Source organism: Micromonospora sp. NPDC049049 (assembly GCF_040649115.1).
GTDB lineage: Bacteria > Actinomycetota > Actinomycetes > Mycobacteriales > Micromonosporaceae > Micromonospora.
In genome coordinates this window covers 58,455-74,263 of record NZ_JBEZEX010000002.1, presented here as the reverse complement: position 1 = coordinate 74,263, position 15,809 = coordinate 58,455, and the positions used below count along the sequence as shown (strand labels likewise).

Annotated in this window: 13 protein-coding genes; 5 read left to right on the top strand and 8 right to left on the bottom strand. The window is 70.7% G+C overall.

Annotated features, from left to right (window positions below):
* Nucleotides 1-90 precede the first annotated feature (90 nt).
* From AB0B68_RS02720 to AB0B68_RS02695, 6 genes are all read right to left on the bottom strand, one after another.
* Complete coding sequence (locus AB0B68_RS02720) at nt 91-1,710, bottom strand: glycoside hydrolase family 13 protein (RefSeq protein WP_357257573.1); 1,620 nt, start codon at nt 1,708-1,710, stop codon at nt 91-93.
* Between the two features lie 138 nt (nt 1,711-1,848).
* Complete coding sequence (locus AB0B68_RS02715; RefSeq protein ID WP_355004735.1) at nt 1,849-2,736, bottom strand: carbohydrate ABC transporter permease; 888 nt, start codon at nt 2,734-2,736, stop codon at nt 1,849-1,851.
* 11 nt (nt 2,737-2,747) lie between these two features.
* Nucleotides 2,748-3,704, bottom strand: a complete 957-nt coding sequence (locus AB0B68_RS02710; RefSeq protein WP_355004734.1) for a sugar ABC transporter permease — start codon at nt 3,702-3,704, stop codon at nt 2,748-2,750.
* A gap of 87 nt (nt 3,705-3,791) precedes the next feature.
* On the bottom strand, nt 3,792-5,171 hold the full coding sequence (locus AB0B68_RS02705; RefSeq protein ID WP_357257571.1) for an extracellular solute-binding protein: 1,380 nt from the start codon (nt 5,169-5,171) through the stop codon (nt 3,792-3,794).
* A gap of 333 nt (nt 5,172-5,504) precedes the next feature.
* Nucleotides 5,505-6,509: a LacI family DNA-binding transcriptional regulator gene (locus AB0B68_RS02700; protein WP_357203091.1), complete on the bottom strand. Its 1,005-nt coding sequence runs from the start codon at nt 6,507-6,509 to the stop codon at nt 5,505-5,507.
* A gap of 80 nt (nt 6,510-6,589) precedes the next feature.
* Nucleotides 6,590-8,077 carry an FAD-dependent oxidoreductase gene (locus tag AB0B68_RS02695; protein ID WP_357203088.1) on the bottom strand — a complete coding sequence of 496 codons (1,488 nt, stop codon included), beginning with the start codon at nt 8,075-8,077 and terminating at the stop codon, nt 6,590-6,592.
* Between the two features lie 81 nt (nt 8,078-8,158).
* Between AB0B68_RS02695 and AB0B68_RS02690 the strand changes: the two genes are divergently transcribed.
* Nucleotides 8,159-9,235, top strand: a complete 1,077-nt coding sequence (locus AB0B68_RS02690) for a serine hydrolase domain-containing protein (protein ID WP_357257568.1) — start codon at nt 8,159-8,161, stop codon at nt 9,233-9,235.
* Here the strand turns inward: AB0B68_RS02690 and AB0B68_RS02685 are convergent, their stop codons facing one another.
* Both AB0B68_RS02685 and AB0B68_RS02680 read right to left on the bottom strand, forming a co-directional pair.
* Complete coding sequence (locus tag AB0B68_RS02685; protein ID WP_357257566.1) at nt 9,236-10,561, bottom strand: deoxyribodipyrimidine photo-lyase; 1,326 nt, start codon at nt 10,559-10,561, stop codon at nt 9,236-9,238.
* Complete coding sequence (locus AB0B68_RS02680; protein ID WP_357257564.1) at nt 10,558-11,481, bottom strand: phytoene/squalene synthase family protein; 924 nt, start codon at nt 11,479-11,481, stop codon at nt 10,558-10,560. Before AB0B68_RS02680 ends, AB0B68_RS02685 begins: the two co-directional genes overlap by 4 nt.
* A 65-nt stretch (nt 11,482-11,546) precedes the next feature.
* Here AB0B68_RS02680 and AB0B68_RS02675 point away from each other — a divergent pair, with 65 nt between their 5' ends.
* Genes AB0B68_RS02675 through AB0B68_RS02660 form a run of 4 tightly spaced genes read left to right on the top strand, consistent with a single transcriptional unit; the run spans nt 11,547 to nt 15,750 of the window.
* On the top strand, nt 11,547-12,689 hold the full coding sequence (locus AB0B68_RS02675; RefSeq protein WP_357257562.1) for a polyprenyl synthetase family protein: 1,143 nt from the start codon (nt 11,547-11,549) through the stop codon (nt 12,687-12,689).
* Nucleotides 12,690-12,717: 28 nt separating this feature from the next.
* Nucleotides 12,718-14,199 (top strand): phytoene desaturase family protein, encoded by a 1,482-nt coding sequence (crtI, locus tag AB0B68_RS02670; RefSeq protein WP_357203073.1) that lies wholly within the window; start codon nt 12,718-12,720, stop codon nt 14,197-14,199.
* Nucleotides 14,196-14,816, top strand: coding sequence for an isopentenyl-diphosphate Delta-isomerase (idi, locus tag AB0B68_RS02665; protein WP_355004726.1), 621 nt, complete (start codon nt 14,196-14,198; stop codon nt 14,814-14,816). The genes crtI and idi overlap by 4 nt, the downstream gene beginning before the upstream one ends.
* Nucleotides 14,806-15,750 (top strand): MerR family transcriptional regulator, encoded by a 945-nt coding sequence (locus AB0B68_RS02660; RefSeq protein ID WP_357203107.1) that lies wholly within the window; start codon nt 14,806-14,808, stop codon nt 15,748-15,750. The genes idi and AB0B68_RS02660 overlap by 11 nt, the downstream gene beginning before the upstream one ends.
* Nucleotides 15,751-15,809: the final 59 nt, after the last annotated feature.

Sequence of the window (15,809 nt, the reverse complement as noted above, 5' to 3'; positions counted from 1 at the left end):
GTCGCGCGTCCCCCCTCGGTTCTCCCTTCCTGGGTGGCGTGGTGCCGGCGGCCGGGACGGGCCGCCGGCACCACGGCGAGCAGAGTCAGGTCAGGCCGGGCCGTCCGCCCCGCGCGGCCCGTCGGTGGATTCGGCGGTACGCAGCCAGACCGCTGTGTCGGACGGCAGCAACCCGTCGTCGAGCGGCCCGCTGGCCAGCAGCAACTCCCCCTGAGCTGGCATCGGCACCGGCGCGGCGGACAGGTTGACCAGGCAGGTGAAGCCCCCGCCACGGCTGAACGCCAACACCCCGTCCGGGGCGGGCAGCCAGGTCAGCTCGCCGTCACCGAGTGCCGGGTCGGCCTTGCGGGCCTGGATCGCCGCCCGGTACAGCTCCAGCATCGAGGCCGAGTCGCCGGTCTGCGCGCTGGCCGTCCGCTCCTTCCAGTCGGCCGGCTGCGGCAGCCAGGGCGCCGCGGCACCCTCGGGGCTGAACTCGAACGGCGGCTCGTCCCCGGCCCAGGGCAGCGGTACGCGGCAGCCGTCCCGGCCGGGGTCGATCCGGCCGGACCGCTCCCACATGGGGTCCTGCCGCATCGCGTACGGGATGTCCTCGACCTCGTAGAGGCCCAGTTCCTCGCCCTGGTAGACGTAGGCGGCGCCGGGCAGCGACAGCGAGAGCAGCGCGGCGGCGCGGGCCCGGCGGGTGCCCAGCTCCAGGTCGGTGGGGGTGCCCTCGCGCTTGGCGGCGAAGCTGAACCGCGTGTCCGCGCGACCGTAGCGGGTGACGTGCCGGGTGACGTCGTGGTTCGAGAGCACCCAGGTGGCCGGCGCGTTGACGGGCGCGTGCGCGCTCAACGTCCCGTCGATGCTCTCCCGCAGCGCTGCCGCATCCCAGGCGCAGCCGAGAAAGTCGAAGTTGAACGCGGCGTGCAGCTCGTCCGGGCGCAGGTAGTTGGCGAACCGCTGCCGGTCCGGCAGCCACACCTCACCGATCAGCGCCCGGTCGGCGTACTCGTCGGCGACCCGACGCCAGCCCCGGTAGATGTCGTGTACGCCGTCGAGGTCGTGGAACGGGTGCGGCTCGTCCTCGCGGACCTCGGGCAGCGTCCCGTCCTTGACCAGGAGCCCGGCCGAGTCGATCCGGATGCCGTCCACGCCCCGGTCGAACCAGAACCGCAGGATGTCCTCGAACTCCTCCCGCACCCGGGGGTGGTCCCAGTTGAAGTCCGGCTGCTGGGGGGCGAACAGGTGCAGGTACCAGTCGCCGGGGGTGCCGTCCGGGTTGGTGGTGCGGGTCCAGGTCTCGCCGCCGAACTCGCCGATCCAGTCGGTGGGTCGCTCATCGCCGTTGGGACCCCGGCCGGGCCGGAACCAGAACAGGTCCCGTTCGGGCGCGCCGGGTCCGCCGGCGAGCGCGGCCTGGAACCAGGGGTGCGCGTCGGAGCAGTGGTTGGGCACCACGTCGACGATGGTCCGGATGCCCAGCGCGTGCGCCTCCGCGATCAGCGCCTCCACCTCGGCCAGGGTGCCGAAGACCGGGTCGATGTCGCGGTAGTCGGAGACGTCGTAGCCGGCGTCCGCCATCGGCGACGGGTACCAGGGGCTGAACCAGATCGCGTCGACGCCGAGCGCGGACAGGTGGTTCAGCCGGGACCGGATGCCGGCGATGTCTCCGATGCCGTCGCCGTTACCGTCGGCGAAGCTCCGGGGATACACCTGGTAGATCACGGCTCCACGCCACCACGGACTTCTGTCAGCTGTGGACACGAGCACCTGCTTTCTGCGTCAGTACGTCGGCGGGTCCGCCGGACCTGGTCATGTGTCGGGCGAACGGTCGTTGTTCGCCGCGGAAGGATGCGGTGGTGGTTATCCCTTGATGCTGCCCGTGGTCAGACCGGACATGATGTTCCGTTGGAAGATCAGGAAGATGATGACCGTCGGGATCGCGGCGATGACCGACGCGGCGATCACCACGTTCATCGGTGTGCCGCCGGCGAAGGTGTAGATGCCGACGCTCACCGTCCGGGTCTCGGGCGAGGGCATGACCAGCTTCGGCCAGAGGAAGTCCTTCCACACCGCCGTCACGGCGAAGATCGAGACGACGCCGAGGATGGGACGCGACAGCGGCAGGATGATCGACCAGAGCGTACGCAGCGACGATGCCCCGTCCATGAGGGCAGCGGCCATCAACTCCTCGGGGATCGAGTCGAAGAACCGCTTCAGCAGGAAGATGTTGAACGCGTTGGCGACCATCGGCAGCCAGATGGCGAACGGCGAGTCCAGCAGGTTGATGTGCAGGATCGGCAGGTCGAGCACCGTCACGTACTGCGGCACGATGAGGACCATTGCCGGGATCATCAGCGTCGCCAGCATCAGGCCGAGGATCGCGTTGCCGAAGATCGGCCGGAGCTTGGACAACGAGTACGCCGCCGCGCTGTCGAAGACCAGTTGGAACAGCACCGCGCCGATCGCGTAGTAGAAGGTGTTGAACAGCAGCTTGGCGAGGGCCAGGTTGTTCCAGGCGTCGATGTAGTTCTGCGGCTGCGGGTCCTTGGGGAACAGCGAGGGTGGGGTCTGCGCGATCTCCTGGCCGGACTTGAGCGCGCCGGTGACCATCCAGTAGAGCGGGCCAAGGAACACGAGGGTGAACCCCGCCACGACGATGACAAGCAGCGTCCAGTAGATGACCTTGCCGCGCCCCCGGCTCAGCTGGGAGTGGGAGATGAGGGTCCGGGTTCCGGAATCCTGTGCCATTCCTCGCCGTCCTAGTCCTGTTTCGCAGTCAGCCGCACGTACACGGCGGAGAAGCCGGCCAGCACCACGAGCATGATCACGCCCAGCGCGGCGGCGCCGTTGAGGTCGTTCTGGAAGAACCCGTGCTGGTAGATGAGGTACGCCACCGAGGTCGCGGAGTCCTCCGCGCCCGCACCGTTGGCGAGGATCAGGGGCTCGATGAAGAGCTGCATGGTGGCGACGATCTGGAGCATCGCCAGGAGCGCGAGGATGAGCCGGGTCTGCGGGATCGTGACGTGCACGATCCGCCGCCAGATCCCGGCGCCGTCCAGCTCGGCGGCCTCGTAGAGCTCGCCGGGGATGTTCTGCAACGACGCCAGGTAGATGAGCACCGCGCCGCCCATGTTCATCCAGGTCGACGCGACCACCATGGCCGGCATCGTCATCTCGGGCGACTGCATCCACTGCGAGGTGGGCAGGTGCAGCGCCTTGAGGATCGCGTTGAAGAGCCCGGCCTCGCTGGGGTCGTACGCGTAGAACTTGAAGAGGAACAGCGCCGAGGCCGGCGGCAGCATCACCGGCAGGTAGACCAGGATCCGCAGGTACCCCTTGGCGTGGCGGAACTCGTTGAGCAGGATCGCCACGAAGAACGGCACCACGTAGCCGAGGGCGAGCGCGAGCACAGTGAAGTAGAAGGTGTTCTGCCAGGCCGTCCAGAAGCTCGGGTCGGCGATGATGCGGGAGTAGTTGTCCCAGCCCACCCAGGTGGTCTCGCCGCGCCGGGTCCGCTGGAAGCTCATGACGATGCCACGGATCATCGGGTACCAGGAGAAGACGACGAAGCAGAGCACCGCCCCGATCAGGAACGCGTGACCGGTCAGGTTGTCCCGTACCTTGCGGCCGAGGCTGGTGCGCTGCGGCCTCGCCGAGTACGGCGACGGCGGGCGGCCCGGTTTCCTGCGGGTCTCCGGGACGGTGGTGATCGCCAAAGCAACTCCTGGGTGAGTCGGTGACGTCGACGGCGCGGGGTGGGGAGTGTGGGGGCCGGGTCGGCGTACCGGCCCCCACACGATCGGTCAGCTCTCGGCGGCGAGGAGCTGGTTGACCTTCTCCTCGGCGGTCTTGAGCAGTGCGTCGATGTTCGAGTTCGGGTTGGTCAGCACACCCGACATCGCGGCATCGAGCACCGCGTAGACGGCCTGCGCGTTGCGCGGCTCACCCTTGATCGGAACCGGGGTCGCCTCGAAGAGCGCGAAGTTCGTCGTGTCGACGTTCGCGTTCGCCTTACGCAGCTCCAACTCCTGCTTCTGCGCGTCACTGCCGTTGGCGAAGAGCAGCGGCTGGGGCAGACCCACCGGGTAGTTCTGCGGCTTGGCCCGGACGTAGTCGAACTGGCCCTTGCCCGGGGTGAGCTTCTGGTACGCGACCCACTTCAGACCGGCCTTGACCTGCTCGGGAGAGAGGTCCTTCTTGAAGAAGTAGCCCTCGCCACCACCGAGCGTCCCCTTCGCCGCGCCGTCCTGGCCGGGAAGCGGAGCCATCGCCCAGTCCTGGAACTTGCCCTGGAACTGGCTGACGATCGCCTGGGTGGCGTCCGGCGCGCCGATGAACATGCCGACCTTGCCCGCGCCGGCGTTCGTCAGCAGGTCACCCCACTGAAGCAGCTGACGGGCGCCCATGCTGTTGTCGCCGTACCGCATGTCCTTGAGGTTCTGCAGGACCTGCTTGCCCATGGGGTTGTTGAAGTCGGCCTTCTTGCCGTCCTCGCTGAGCACCTTGCCGCCCTGCGAGTAGAGCAGGGAGGTGAAGTGCCAGCCGCCGGTGTTGCCGGCGCTGTACTCGGAGTAACCGGCGATGCCGTTGCCGAGCGCGGAGATCTTCTTGGCGGCGGCACGGACCTCGGCCCAGGTCTTCGGCGGGCTGTTCACGTCCAGCCCGGCCTGCTGGAACAGGGCCTTGTTGTAGACCAGACCCATCGAGTAGTTCTTCACCGGAACGGCGTAGAGCTTGCCGCCGTCGGTGAAGACCTCCTTGAGCGCGGGGTCGACGCTGTCCCAGGTCGGGACGGTGTCCTTGTTGGCGTACTGGCTGATGTCCATCGCCTGACCGGAGTCGAGCACCTGCTGGAGATCGGTCATGTACCCGTAGAACACGTCGGTCACGGTGCCGCCGGCCAGGCGGGCGGTGAAGTCCGGCGGGTTGTTGCACTGCTCGCCGACGCTGACGCTCTTGATGGTGATGTCCGGGTTCTGCTTCTGGAACTCGGCGACGTCGTCGTTCCAGTTCTTCAGCAGCTCCTTCTGGGCGCCGACCGGCTGGCAGTCGACAGTGATGGTGACCTTGCCGCTGGCGTTCGAGCCCTTGTCGTCGCTCTTCGTGGAGCATGCCGTGAGGCTGAGCCCCAGGCCGGCCACGAGCGCAACCGCCGCAGCCTTTCGGTAGTGCGGTACGGACATCTGTCCATCCCTTCGGGAACGGGTGACTCCAATGACCTTCGCTGATCTGCGGTGATACGACCTGACGCCCAGTAGCTGCGTCGGAGCCAGGTGTGAGTGGAGTCACTGTAACGAGGCCGACTCATTTCGGCAAGGTATCGACGCTGTTCCGAAAGGACACGACGTGGTTACGACAGATGTTGGCAAGACGCTGAAAGACGCCCGACTTGTTAGCTATTGATGGCCTATGACCGGTCATTCGGCTCGGTCGATGCCGACGACGGCGAGCAACGACGAAAACGGCCGCCGACCGCGAGAGGCGGTCGACGGCCGAAGCGTCGTTCGGTGTGGTGCCTAGCGGCCGGGGGCGGGCGCGGTGGAACCCCGCACCACCAACTCCGGCTCGAACAGCAGCTCGTCCTGGAGGACGCCGGCACCCTCGATCTGGGTGACCAGCAGATCCACGGCGGCCTGCCCCATCGTCTCGATCGGCTGCCGCACAGTGGTCAACGGCGGATCGGTGCACGTCATGAAGGCGGAGTCGTCGAAACCCACCACCGACACGTCAGCCGGAACCGAACGTCCCAGCCGGCGGGCCGCCCGGATCGTGCCCAGCGCGAGCACGTCACTGGCGCAGATGATGCCGGTCACGCCCCGCTCGACCAACTTCGTCGCGGCGACCCGCGCTCCCTCCAACGAGAAGCTGGAGCGCTCGACGCACTCGGCGTCGCCCTCGCCCCAGCCGGCAGCCTGGGTCATCGCGTCGAGCTTGCGCCGGGACGGCACATGCCCCTCCGGGCCCAGCACCATGCCGATGCGTTCGTGCCCGAGCGAGCGCAGGTGCCCGTACGCCTGCTCCACCGCCACCGCGTCGTCGGTCGAGACCCGGGGGAACCCCAACTCGTCAACGCCGGCGTTGACCAGCACCACCGGAAGGCCCCGGTCGGTGAGCCGACGGTAGTGGTCGTGTCGGGCGTCGGTGAGCGCGTACGAACCACCAGCGAAGATCACCCCGGAGACCTGGTGGTCGAGGAGCATCTCCACATAGTCCATCTCGGAGACGCCGCCGATGGTGCGGGCACAGAGCGCCGGGGTGTAGCCGCGCTGGGCGAGAGTGCCGGTGACCACCTCGGCCAGCGCCGGGAAGATCGGGTTCTGCAACTCGGGCAGCACCAGCCCGACCAGCCGGGCGCGCTCGCCGCGCAGCTTGGTCGGCCGCTCGTAACCGAGCACGTCCAGCGCCGTGAGCACTGCGGTGCGGGTCGCCTCGGAGACCCCGTCACGGCCGTTGAGCACCCGGCTGACGGTGGCCTCGCTGACGCCCGCCTTCTTGGCAACTTCAGTCAACCGCTTGGTCACGGCCGCAATGGTACGTCACCTGCATGAAAGAAATGAACAGCAAAATGCGCTGCGCTTGCTGCCCACCGGCGGATCTGAGGTCAGGACAGGTCTTGTAGAGCGGTTTCGATGGCCCTGTGGAAGGTCGGGTACGCGTAGATCATGTGCCGGAGCTGACTCAGCGGCACCGCCGCGTGCACCGCCACCACCAGCGCGGACAGCACCTCGCCGCCGGCCGGGCCGGCCGAGGTCGCGCCGATCAGCACTCCCTGGTCGGCGTCCGCCACGACCTTGATGAAACCGTCGTCGCCGACCCGGTGGATCCAGCCCCGCGTCGAACTGCTCAGTTTGGTGAAACCGACCTGCACGTTGATGCCGCGGTCACGGGCCTGCTGCTCGGTGAGCCCGACCGCGCCGATCTCGGGATCGGTGAAGGTCACCCGGGGCAGCGCGCGGTAGTCGGCTCGCGGGATGGTGCCTGCTGACCCGCTCGATCCGCTGGCGGCCAGCGAACTGGACGCGCCCATCGCTCCGCCGACCACGCTGGAGGTGCCGCTGGCGTCCGCGCCCGCCTTCGCCTGCCGGGCGCGGGCCAGGATGTCGGCGATGACGATCCCCGCCTGGTACATGGCGATGTGCGTGAAGGCACCCTCGCCGGTGATGTCGCCGACCGCCCAGACGTGGTCGGTGACGTGCAGACGGTCGTCCACCGGGAGGTAACGCTGGCTGGCGTCCAGGCCGATCGTGTCCAGGCCCAGCTCGGCGAGGTGGGCCTTGCGGCCGGTCACCACCAGCAGCCGGTCGGCGGTGAACTCCGCGCCGCCGCCACCATGCAGGGTGAATCTGGTCCCGTCGTGCTCGACCCGTTCGGCGCGTACCCCGGTGTGGATCTCCACGCCGTCCGCGCGCAGCGCCGCGGCGGCGACCTCGGACGCCTCGGGTTCCTCGATGGCCAGCACACGGTCGAGCGCCTCGACCACTGTGACCCGGACCCCGAAGCGGGCGAAGACCTGCGCCAACTCCAGGCCGATCGCGCCGCCGCCCAGCACGAGCAGCGTCTTTGGCAGCTCCTCGACCTCGATCGCCTGGTGGTTGGTCCAGTACGGCGTGTCGGCCAGGCCGTCGATCGGCGGCACCGACGGGCGGGTGCCGGTGCCCAGCACCACCCCGTGTCGGGCCTCGAACACCTGGTCACCGACGCGGACCCGGCGTGGACCGTCGAGCCGACCGCTGCCCCGCACGAGTCGGCCACCCTTGCCGATGAACCGCTCCGCCGCGACAGTGTCGTCCCAGGTGTCGGTGGCTTCCTCGCGGATCCGCTTCGCCACCGGTGCCCAGTCCGGCTGGACCTGGGCCGTCCCGGCGAGCCCGTCGACCCGGCGAGCCTCGGCGAGCGCGTTGGCGGCTCTGATCATCATCTTGCTCGGGATGCAGCCCCAGTACGGGCATTCCCCGCCGACGAGATCCCGCTCGACGCCGATCACGCTCAGGCCGGCCTCGGCAAGTCGCTCGGCCACCTCCTCGCCGCCGACCCCGAGCCCGACCACGACCACATCCACCAGCTCCGGTTCCGCCACACCGAACAGCATCCCCCAGCGACACCACCCCAACCACCGGGGTCGCCGGAAAAGTCGGCACGCGCACCGGGCCCGGACGCCTACCGTGGCCGGATGCACGCACGCTTCGCTCCGGTCCGGGACTGCTTCCACGACCTGCTCGCCTCCGGCCGGGAAACCGGTGCCGCCCTGAGCATCTGGTACGACGGGCAACCGGTCGTGGACCTGACCGGCGGCTCCCGCAGCGGCCACGGGCCGGGCGGCGAGCCGTGGCTGCCGGACTCGCTGGTGAACGTCTACTCGGTGGGCAAGCCGGTGGCCGCGCTCTGCCTGTTGCTGCTCGTCGACCGGGGAGCCGTCGACCTCGACGCGCCAGTGGACCGGTACTGGTCGGAGTTCCACACTCCCGCCACAGTGCGTCAGGTGTTGTCGCACACCGCCGGGCTGCCGGCCTTCCCGGTGCCCCGACCGACCACCGCGATCGCCGACTGGGCGCTGCTCACCGGCGACCTGGCCGCCGCCGACCCGGAGTGGTCGCCGGGCACTGTCGCCGGGGAACACGCCTGGACGTACGGGCACATGGTGGGCGAGGTGGTCCGCCGCGTCGACGGGCGGCCGGTGGGCCGTTTCCTGGCCGAGGAGATCGCCGACCGGTGGCAGCTCGACCTCGGCTTCGGGCTGACCGAGGCGGACCAGTCGCGCTGCGCGGACCTGCGGTACGGCGACCCGGGGTGGCCGACCCGGGCGCTCGGTGAGCCGGGCTCGCTGCGGGCGCGGGCGCTGGGCAACCCGGCCGGCGGGCTGGACCTGGCCGTCCTGAACAGCCCACTGTGGCGGGGCGCCGAGATGCCGGCCGTCAACCTGCACGCCACCGCTCCCAGCCTGGCCCGGCTCTACGCCGGCCTGCTGGCCGGTGGTGTCCTGGACGGGGTTCGGCTGTTCAGCCCGGATCTGGTCGCGGAGGCGACCCGGGTCCAGTACGACGGACCGGACCTGGTGTTGGACCGCGACGCCCGCTGGACGTTGGGTATGCAACGGGAGCCGGACGGCAGCTGGGGCATGGGCGGCATCGGCGGCAGCAGCGCGTGGGCCGACCCCGATCGGGGCTACACCTTCGCGTACGCCACGGCGCATCTCGCCGAGCACGACCGGGTCGACGAACTGGTCGAGGTGTTGCACTCGGTGCTCTGATCAGCGCAGCCAGACGGGGTCGGTGCCGGGCACCGAGAGGGGCGGCGGGTAGTCGAGCGTCTGGCGCAGGGCCTCGGGCAGTCGCCACGGTTGGTGGACGGCCTTGCCCTGCACCGCGGCCAGCTCCGGCACCCACCGGCGCACGTAGACGCCGTCCGGGTCGTACCGTTCGGCCTGCCGGACCGGGTTGAACCCCCGGTAGGGCTTCGTGTCGTTGCCGGTGCCGGCGACCCACTGCCAGTTGCCGGAGTTGTTCGCCACGTCCCCGTCGAGCAGCCAGCGGAAGAAGACCGCCACCCCGGACCGCCAGTCCTGCCCGAGGTGCTTGGTCAGGTAGCCGGCGGTGATCAGCCGGGCGCGGTTGTGCATCCAGCCCTGGGCCAGCATCTGCCGCATCCCGGCGTCGACGATCGGCATCCCGGTGCGTCCCTCGGTCCAGGCCGCCAACGCGTCGTCGTCGTAGCGCCACTGCTCGGTGGCACCCCGCCGGTACGCCGCGGTCGAGATCTCCGGGAAGGCGGCGGTGACCTGGTAGTAGAAGTCCCGCCAGCAGAGCTGCCTGACGAACGGGCCGGACCGGTCGCCGGCGCGGTTGGCCACCGCCAGCGGCGACACGCAGCCGAAGCGCAGGTACGGGCTGAGCCGGGAGGTGTCGTCGCCGGCCATGTCGTCGTGCTGATCGCCGTACCGGTTCAGGTCGGGCAGCCAGTCGGTGAGCCGCTGGCGGGCGACCCGCTCGCCTCCGATGGCCGCGTCGGGCGAGTCGCCGCTCGGCAGCGCCGGCAACCGACCCACGCGTACCCGGTCGGGCAGCGCGATCCGCCGAGGCGCGGCCAGCTCCTCGCGCCACCGGTTGGCCGCCCAGGCCCGGTGGTACGGGCTGAACACCCGGTAGTGGTCGCCGCCGCCACCGGGGCGCAACGCGCCCGGCTCGACAACCGTCAACCCGGGAAACAGGCGCAGGTGCAGCCCATGCCGCTCACACTCGGCGCGTAGTCGCCGCTCCCGGCGGCCGGCGTAGTGGCTGACGTCGGCCGAGAGCGCGACGGCGGTGGCCCCGACCTCGTCGGCCAGCCGGATCGTCTCGGCCACCGGGTCGCCGTGCCGGACCACAAGGTCCCCGCCACGCTCGCGGAGTTGGTCGCGCAGGTCGGCGAGGGCCTGGTGCAGGAAGCGGGTGCGGTTGGCGGAGAGGTCGGCCAGCGCCGGGTCGAGCACGTACAGCGGCACCACCTGGTCGAACGCCACACAGGTGGTGGCCAGCGCCGGGTGGTCGTTCACCCGCAGGTCGCGGGTGAAGAGCACGATCGCCGTACTCGCGGTCACCGGCTCTCCGGCTCGATCGTCGGCCCGGGGATGACGACCGGCGTACCCGTCGAGGTGAGCAGGGCCCGCGCGGCCACCGCCATCCGTCGCCGCTGCGGCACCAGGGCCCGCTGGACGAAGACGTCGTAGTCCTGCGCGGCCACCTCGTCGAGGATGCCGCCATAGAGGGCGTACGCGGTGCGCATGCAGGCCTGCGAGGCGGGCGCCAGCATGGTGATGCCCGGCGCGGCGGCGGCGTAGTGCGCCTGGGCGCGGGTCACCTCGTACTCGATCAGCTCACGGATCCGGGGGGTGACGCGGCCCCGGGCGCGGGCCTCGGCCAACTCCTCGCGGGTGACCCCGAACTTCGCCATGTCCTCGTCCGGCAGGTAGGTGCGGCCCCGGTCGAGGTCCTCGGCGACGTCCCGGATGAAGTTGGTGAGCTGGAAGGCGAAGCCGAGTTGCCGGGCCGGCTCCCGGGCTGCCACCGGGTCGGAGCTGCCCAGGATCGGCAGCATCATGGTGCCGATGACCGCCGCCGAGCCCTCCATGTAGTCGAGCAGGTGGTCGTAGGTCGGGTACGCGGTGACGGTCAGGTCCATCGCCATGCTCTTCAGAAACGACGCAAAGTCGTCCCGGTCGAGATCGAAGACGGCGATCGTGTGCAGCACCGCCGGCAACAGTGGGTCGTCGACCGGCGCACCGTGCAGACCGGCCACGAACTGGCTGGCCCAGCGGTCCAGCAGAGCGGCCCGCTCGGCCGGCGGCAGGGCCTCGGTGCTGTCGACGATCTCGTCCGCGTAGCGCGTGAACCCGTAGAGGGCGTGCACATGTCGTCGTTTCCACGCGGGAAGCAGGCGGGTGGCGAGATAGTAGGTGCGGCCGTGGCGTTTGTGCAGCTCACGGCACCGGTCATAGGCAGCGGTGAGATCAGTTTCCACCGGGCCCTCCTCCATTATCGACGCACCAATCGACGCAACTCGTAGCCTAGGGTACGCTCAGCCGCATGGCCAACGACGCAGTTGCGGGCAACGTGACCCGCGTGGCGCCGGCAGGGCCGGCCGACGGAGACGATCCGGTCCGCGCCGTTCTGGCTGCTTATACCCACGATCTGGTCACGGCGGTCGATGAAACCCTTGACACTTTCCTCACCGCCGAGGTCGACGCCCTCAACGAGATCGACGCGTCGATGGGCAGCTTCGCCGCCACCGCGCGGGAAGCCGTCCTGACCGGCGGCAAGCGGATCCGGTCCACGTTCGCCTACTGGGGCTGGCGTGGGGCCGTCGGCGGCACCGCGGCGCTGCCACCGGTGCTGCCCGCGCTGGCCGCGCTCGAGCTGCTGCACACCTTCGCGCTGGTGCACGACGACGTCATGGACGCGTCCACCACCCGCCGTGGCCGGCCCACCGCCCACGTCGCGCTCGCCGAACAGCACGTCGCCGCCGGCCACCGGGGAGATCCCGGCCGGTTCGGTGAGGCCGTCGCCGTGCTCATCGGCGACCTCTGCATGGTCTGGGCCGACCAGTTGTTGGCCCACGCCTCGGTGCCGTCGAGCCGGCTCTTCGAGGTGCGCCGCTGCTACGACCAGATGCGGGTCGAGACGGTCGCCGGGCAGTATCTCGACGTGCTCGGTGAGAACGACCCGGCCAGCTGGTCGGTCGACCGGGCACTACGGGTGGCCCGCTACAAGACCGCCAGCTACACAGTCCAGCGACCACTGCTCTTCGGCGCCTGCCTGGCCGGGGTGCCCGCCGACGACCCGCTGGTCTCCGCGTACTCCCGCTACGGCCTGGCTGTCGGCGAAGCGTTCCAGCTCCGCGACGACCTGCTGGGCGTCTACGGCGACCCGGCGGCCACCGGCAAACCGGCCGGGGACGACCTGCGCACCGGCAAGCCGACCACGCTGCTCACGCTGGCCCGTGAACTGGCCACCCCGGCCCAGCTCGCGGCGTTGGAGCGGGCCGCCGACGGATCGGTCGACACATTCGCCGAGCTGGTCGCCGAGACCGGCGCGGTGACCCGGGTGGAGCAGATGATCGCCGAGCGGGTCAGCGACGCGCTGGCCGCGCTCGACACCGCACCCGTGGACCAGACGGCGCGGACCGCATTGACGGGGCTGGCCACCGCCGCTGCCAACCGGCGGGCCTGATGAGCGACTTGAGCAAGGAGGTGGTCACGTGCGGACGGTGACAGGACGGACGGACCGGGTGGTGGTCGTCGGGGCCGGGCTGGGCGGGCTCGCCTGCGCGCTGCACCTGGCCGGCAGCGGTCGACAGGTGACGGTGCTGGAACGCGAGCCGGTGCCCGGCGGGCGGGCCGGACGCCTCGGCGTGGACGGCTACGAGTTCGACACGGGCCCGACCGTGCTCACCATGCCCGACCTGATCGCCGAGGCGCTCGGCGCGGTCGGCGAGGAGCTGCACGACTGGCTGGACCTGACCCCGCTCGACCCCGCCTACCGGGCGTACTACCCGGATGGCTCGACCCTCGACGTGCTCACCGACACCACCCGGATGGCGGCCGAGATCTCCCGGGTGTGCGGGCCCCGGGAAGCCGACGGCTACCTGCGGTTCGTCGAGTACGCGCGAGAGCTGTGGCGGCTGGAGCGCACCGACTTCATCGAGCGCAACCTGGACGCGCCGACCGACCTGATCACCGGCAACCTGCTCAAGTTGCTCAGCGGCGGGGCTTTCCGACGCCTCCAGACGAAGATCAACCAGTTCTTCCGGGACCCGCGTACCCAGCGGATCTTCTCCTTCCAGGCGATGTACGCCGGCCTCGCGCCACACGACGCGCTGGCCATCTACGCGGTGATCGCGTACCTCGACTCGGTGGCCGGGGTCTACTTCCCACGCGGCGGCATCCACGCGGTCTCCAGGGCGATGGCCGGCGCGGCCGAGAAGCACGGTGTGCAGATCCGGTACGACACCACAGTGACCCGGGTGGAGACCGTCAACGGCCGCGCCACCGGCGTGCTCACCGCCGACGGCGACCTGGTGCCGGCGGACGTGGTGGTGCTCAACCCCGACCTGCCAGTCGCCTACCGGGACCTGCTCCCCGCCGCGCCGCAGCGCCGGCTCACCTACTCGCCGTCCTGCGTCGTTCTGCACGTCGGCTCCCGACAGGCCTATGCGAAGATCGCCCATCACAACATCCACTTCGGGCGCGCGTGGAAGGGCACCTTCGATGAGGTCATCCGACGGGGTGAGCTGATGACCGATCCGTCGCTGCTGGTGACCAACCCCAGCCGGACCGACCCCGCGGTGGCCCCGCCGGACCGACACACCTACTACGTGCTCGCCCCGGTGCCCAACCTGCACCGGGCGCCGTTCGAGTGGCGCGGCGACCTGACCCAGCGCTACACCGACCAGCTCATCGGCACCCTGGAGGAGCGCGGCTACGTCGGCTTCGGCGCCGGGGTCGAGGTGCTCCGGGCGATCACCCCCGCCGAGTGGGAGGAGCAGGGGATGGCCGCCGGCACCCCGTTCGCCGCCGCGCACACCCTCTTTCAGACCGGCCCGTTCCGCCCGTCCAACCTGCACCGCGACCTGTCGAACGTGGTCTTCGTCGGCTCCGGGACCCAACCCGGCGTCGGCGTACCGATGGTGCTCATCTCCGGCAAGCTCGCCGCCGGCCGGATCACCGGGGAAGGCCGATGAGCAGCCGCGAGAAGCACCTTGTCGAGCTGGTCGACGAGACCGGCACGGCCCACGGCGAGACGACCGTCGCGGCCGCGCACCAACCACCGGGGCAGTTGCACCGGGCCTTCTCGGTGTTGCTGGTGGACCCGGACGGCCAGGTGCTGCTCCAGCGCCGAGCCGCCGTCAAGACCCGGTTCCCGCTGCGCTGGGCCAACTCCTGCTGCGGCCACCCGCAGCCTGGCGAGTCGCTCGCCGAGGCGGCCAACCGACGGCTGCGCGAGGAGTTGGGCGCGGGCCCGGTCGAGCTGACCGAGGTCGGAATCTACGTCTACTACGCCGAGGACCCGGCGACCGGTCGGGTCGAGTTCGAGTACGACCACGTGCTGCGCGGCGAGTTCCTGCCCGGCGCTCCGCTGCTGCCCGACCCGGACGAGGTAGCCGAGCTGCGGTGGGCCGACCCCGCCGCGTTGGAGGCTGAGTTGAAGCTCGACCCCCGGTCGTACGCGCCCTGGCTGGGCGGGGTGGTGCACCGGCTGCTCCGCCCCGCGGAGTCCCGGTCGGGCGCAACCGGCCCGGCCATGACGCTGCCCGGATCGTCGGCGGATGACACGGCGGAGCGGTCGGGTGGTCGATGAGGCGCTGAGCGCGGGCGCCGTCGCACGTCGGTTGGGGGTCGCGGTGACGACCCTCCGCACCTGGCACCAGCGCTACGGGCTCGGGCCCAGCGAACACATCCCCGGTCACCACCGCCGGTACACACCCACCGATCTGGCCCGTCTCGAAATCATGCGACGGCTCACCGCCGAGGGAGTGAGCCCCGCCGAGGCGGCCCGCTGGGCCCGCCAGGCACCGGACCCGATGCCCAACGGCACCGTCGCCCCCGCCCGGATCCACCCGACCGGCCGGGACGGCGGCGGCTCCATCCCGGTCGGCCGCGCCGGTCCGGCGGCGCGCGGCCTGGCCCGGGCCGCCATGCGACTGGACACGGCGGCGATCAGCGAGACGATCGCGCACGCCCTGGCCACCAACGGGGTCGTGGCCACCTGGGAGGGCCTGCTGCGCCCGGTGCTCGCCGGCATCGGCGAACGGCACGCCGCCACCGCCGGCCTGATCGAGGTGGAACACCTGATGTCCCGCTGCGTCTCGGAAGCGCTCGCGGCGGCCAGTCGGGCCAAGGTCCCCACCGGGCCGGCCCGGATCCTGCTCTCCTGCGCCGACGAGGAACAGCACACGCTGCCACTGGAAGCGTTGGCGGCAGCTCTCGCGGAAGCCGGTGTCAGCTACCGGATGCTCGGCGCCCGGGTGCCGGTGGCCGCTCTCGTCGAGGCGGTCAACCGGACCGGACCCGCCGCCGTGGTGCTCTGGTCGCACACCCGGGCCACCGCCGACCCGACCCAACTCAGCGCACTGCTCGCTGCCCCCCGGCGCCCGTTGCTGGTGCTCGCCGCCGGCCCCGGCTGGCGAGCCGACACACTGCCCGCCGGGGTGGTGCGGCCGGTCGACCTGGCCGAGGCGGTCTCGCTCTCCGCCGCCGTCCGCGACTCCCTGGACCAGTCGAGGCGTGACTGATCGCACTGTCGCCGGATCGCGGCGTGAACTACCGTCGGGCGGGTCCGCCTACCCCGACC

What these genes read in the sequence shown, in the direction of transcription:
- AB0B68_RS02715 (WP_355004735.1), bottom strand. Translation starts at nt 2,736, where the DNA reads ATGGCACAGGATTCCGGAACCCGGACCCTCATCTCCCACTCCCAGCTG.
- AB0B68_RS02705 (WP_357257571.1), bottom strand. Translation starts at nt 5,171, where the DNA reads ATGTCCGTACCGCACTACCGAAAGGCTGCGGCGGTTGCGCTCGTGGCC.
- AB0B68_RS02695 (WP_357203088.1), bottom strand. Translation starts at nt 8,077, where the DNA reads ATGCTGTTCGGTGTGGCGGAACCGGAGCTGGTGGATGTGGTCGTGGTC.
- AB0B68_RS02690 (WP_357257568.1), top strand. Translation starts at nt 8,159, where the DNA reads ATGCACGCACGCTTCGCTCCGGTCCGGGACTGCTTCCACGACCTGCTC.
- AB0B68_RS02675 (WP_357257562.1), top strand. Translation starts at nt 11,547, where the DNA reads ATGGCCAACGACGCAGTTGCGGGCAACGTGACCCGCGTGGCGCCGGCA.
- idi (WP_355004726.1), top strand. Translation starts at nt 14,196, where the DNA reads ATGAGCAGCCGCGAGAAGCACCTTGTCGAGCTGGTCGACGAGACCGGC.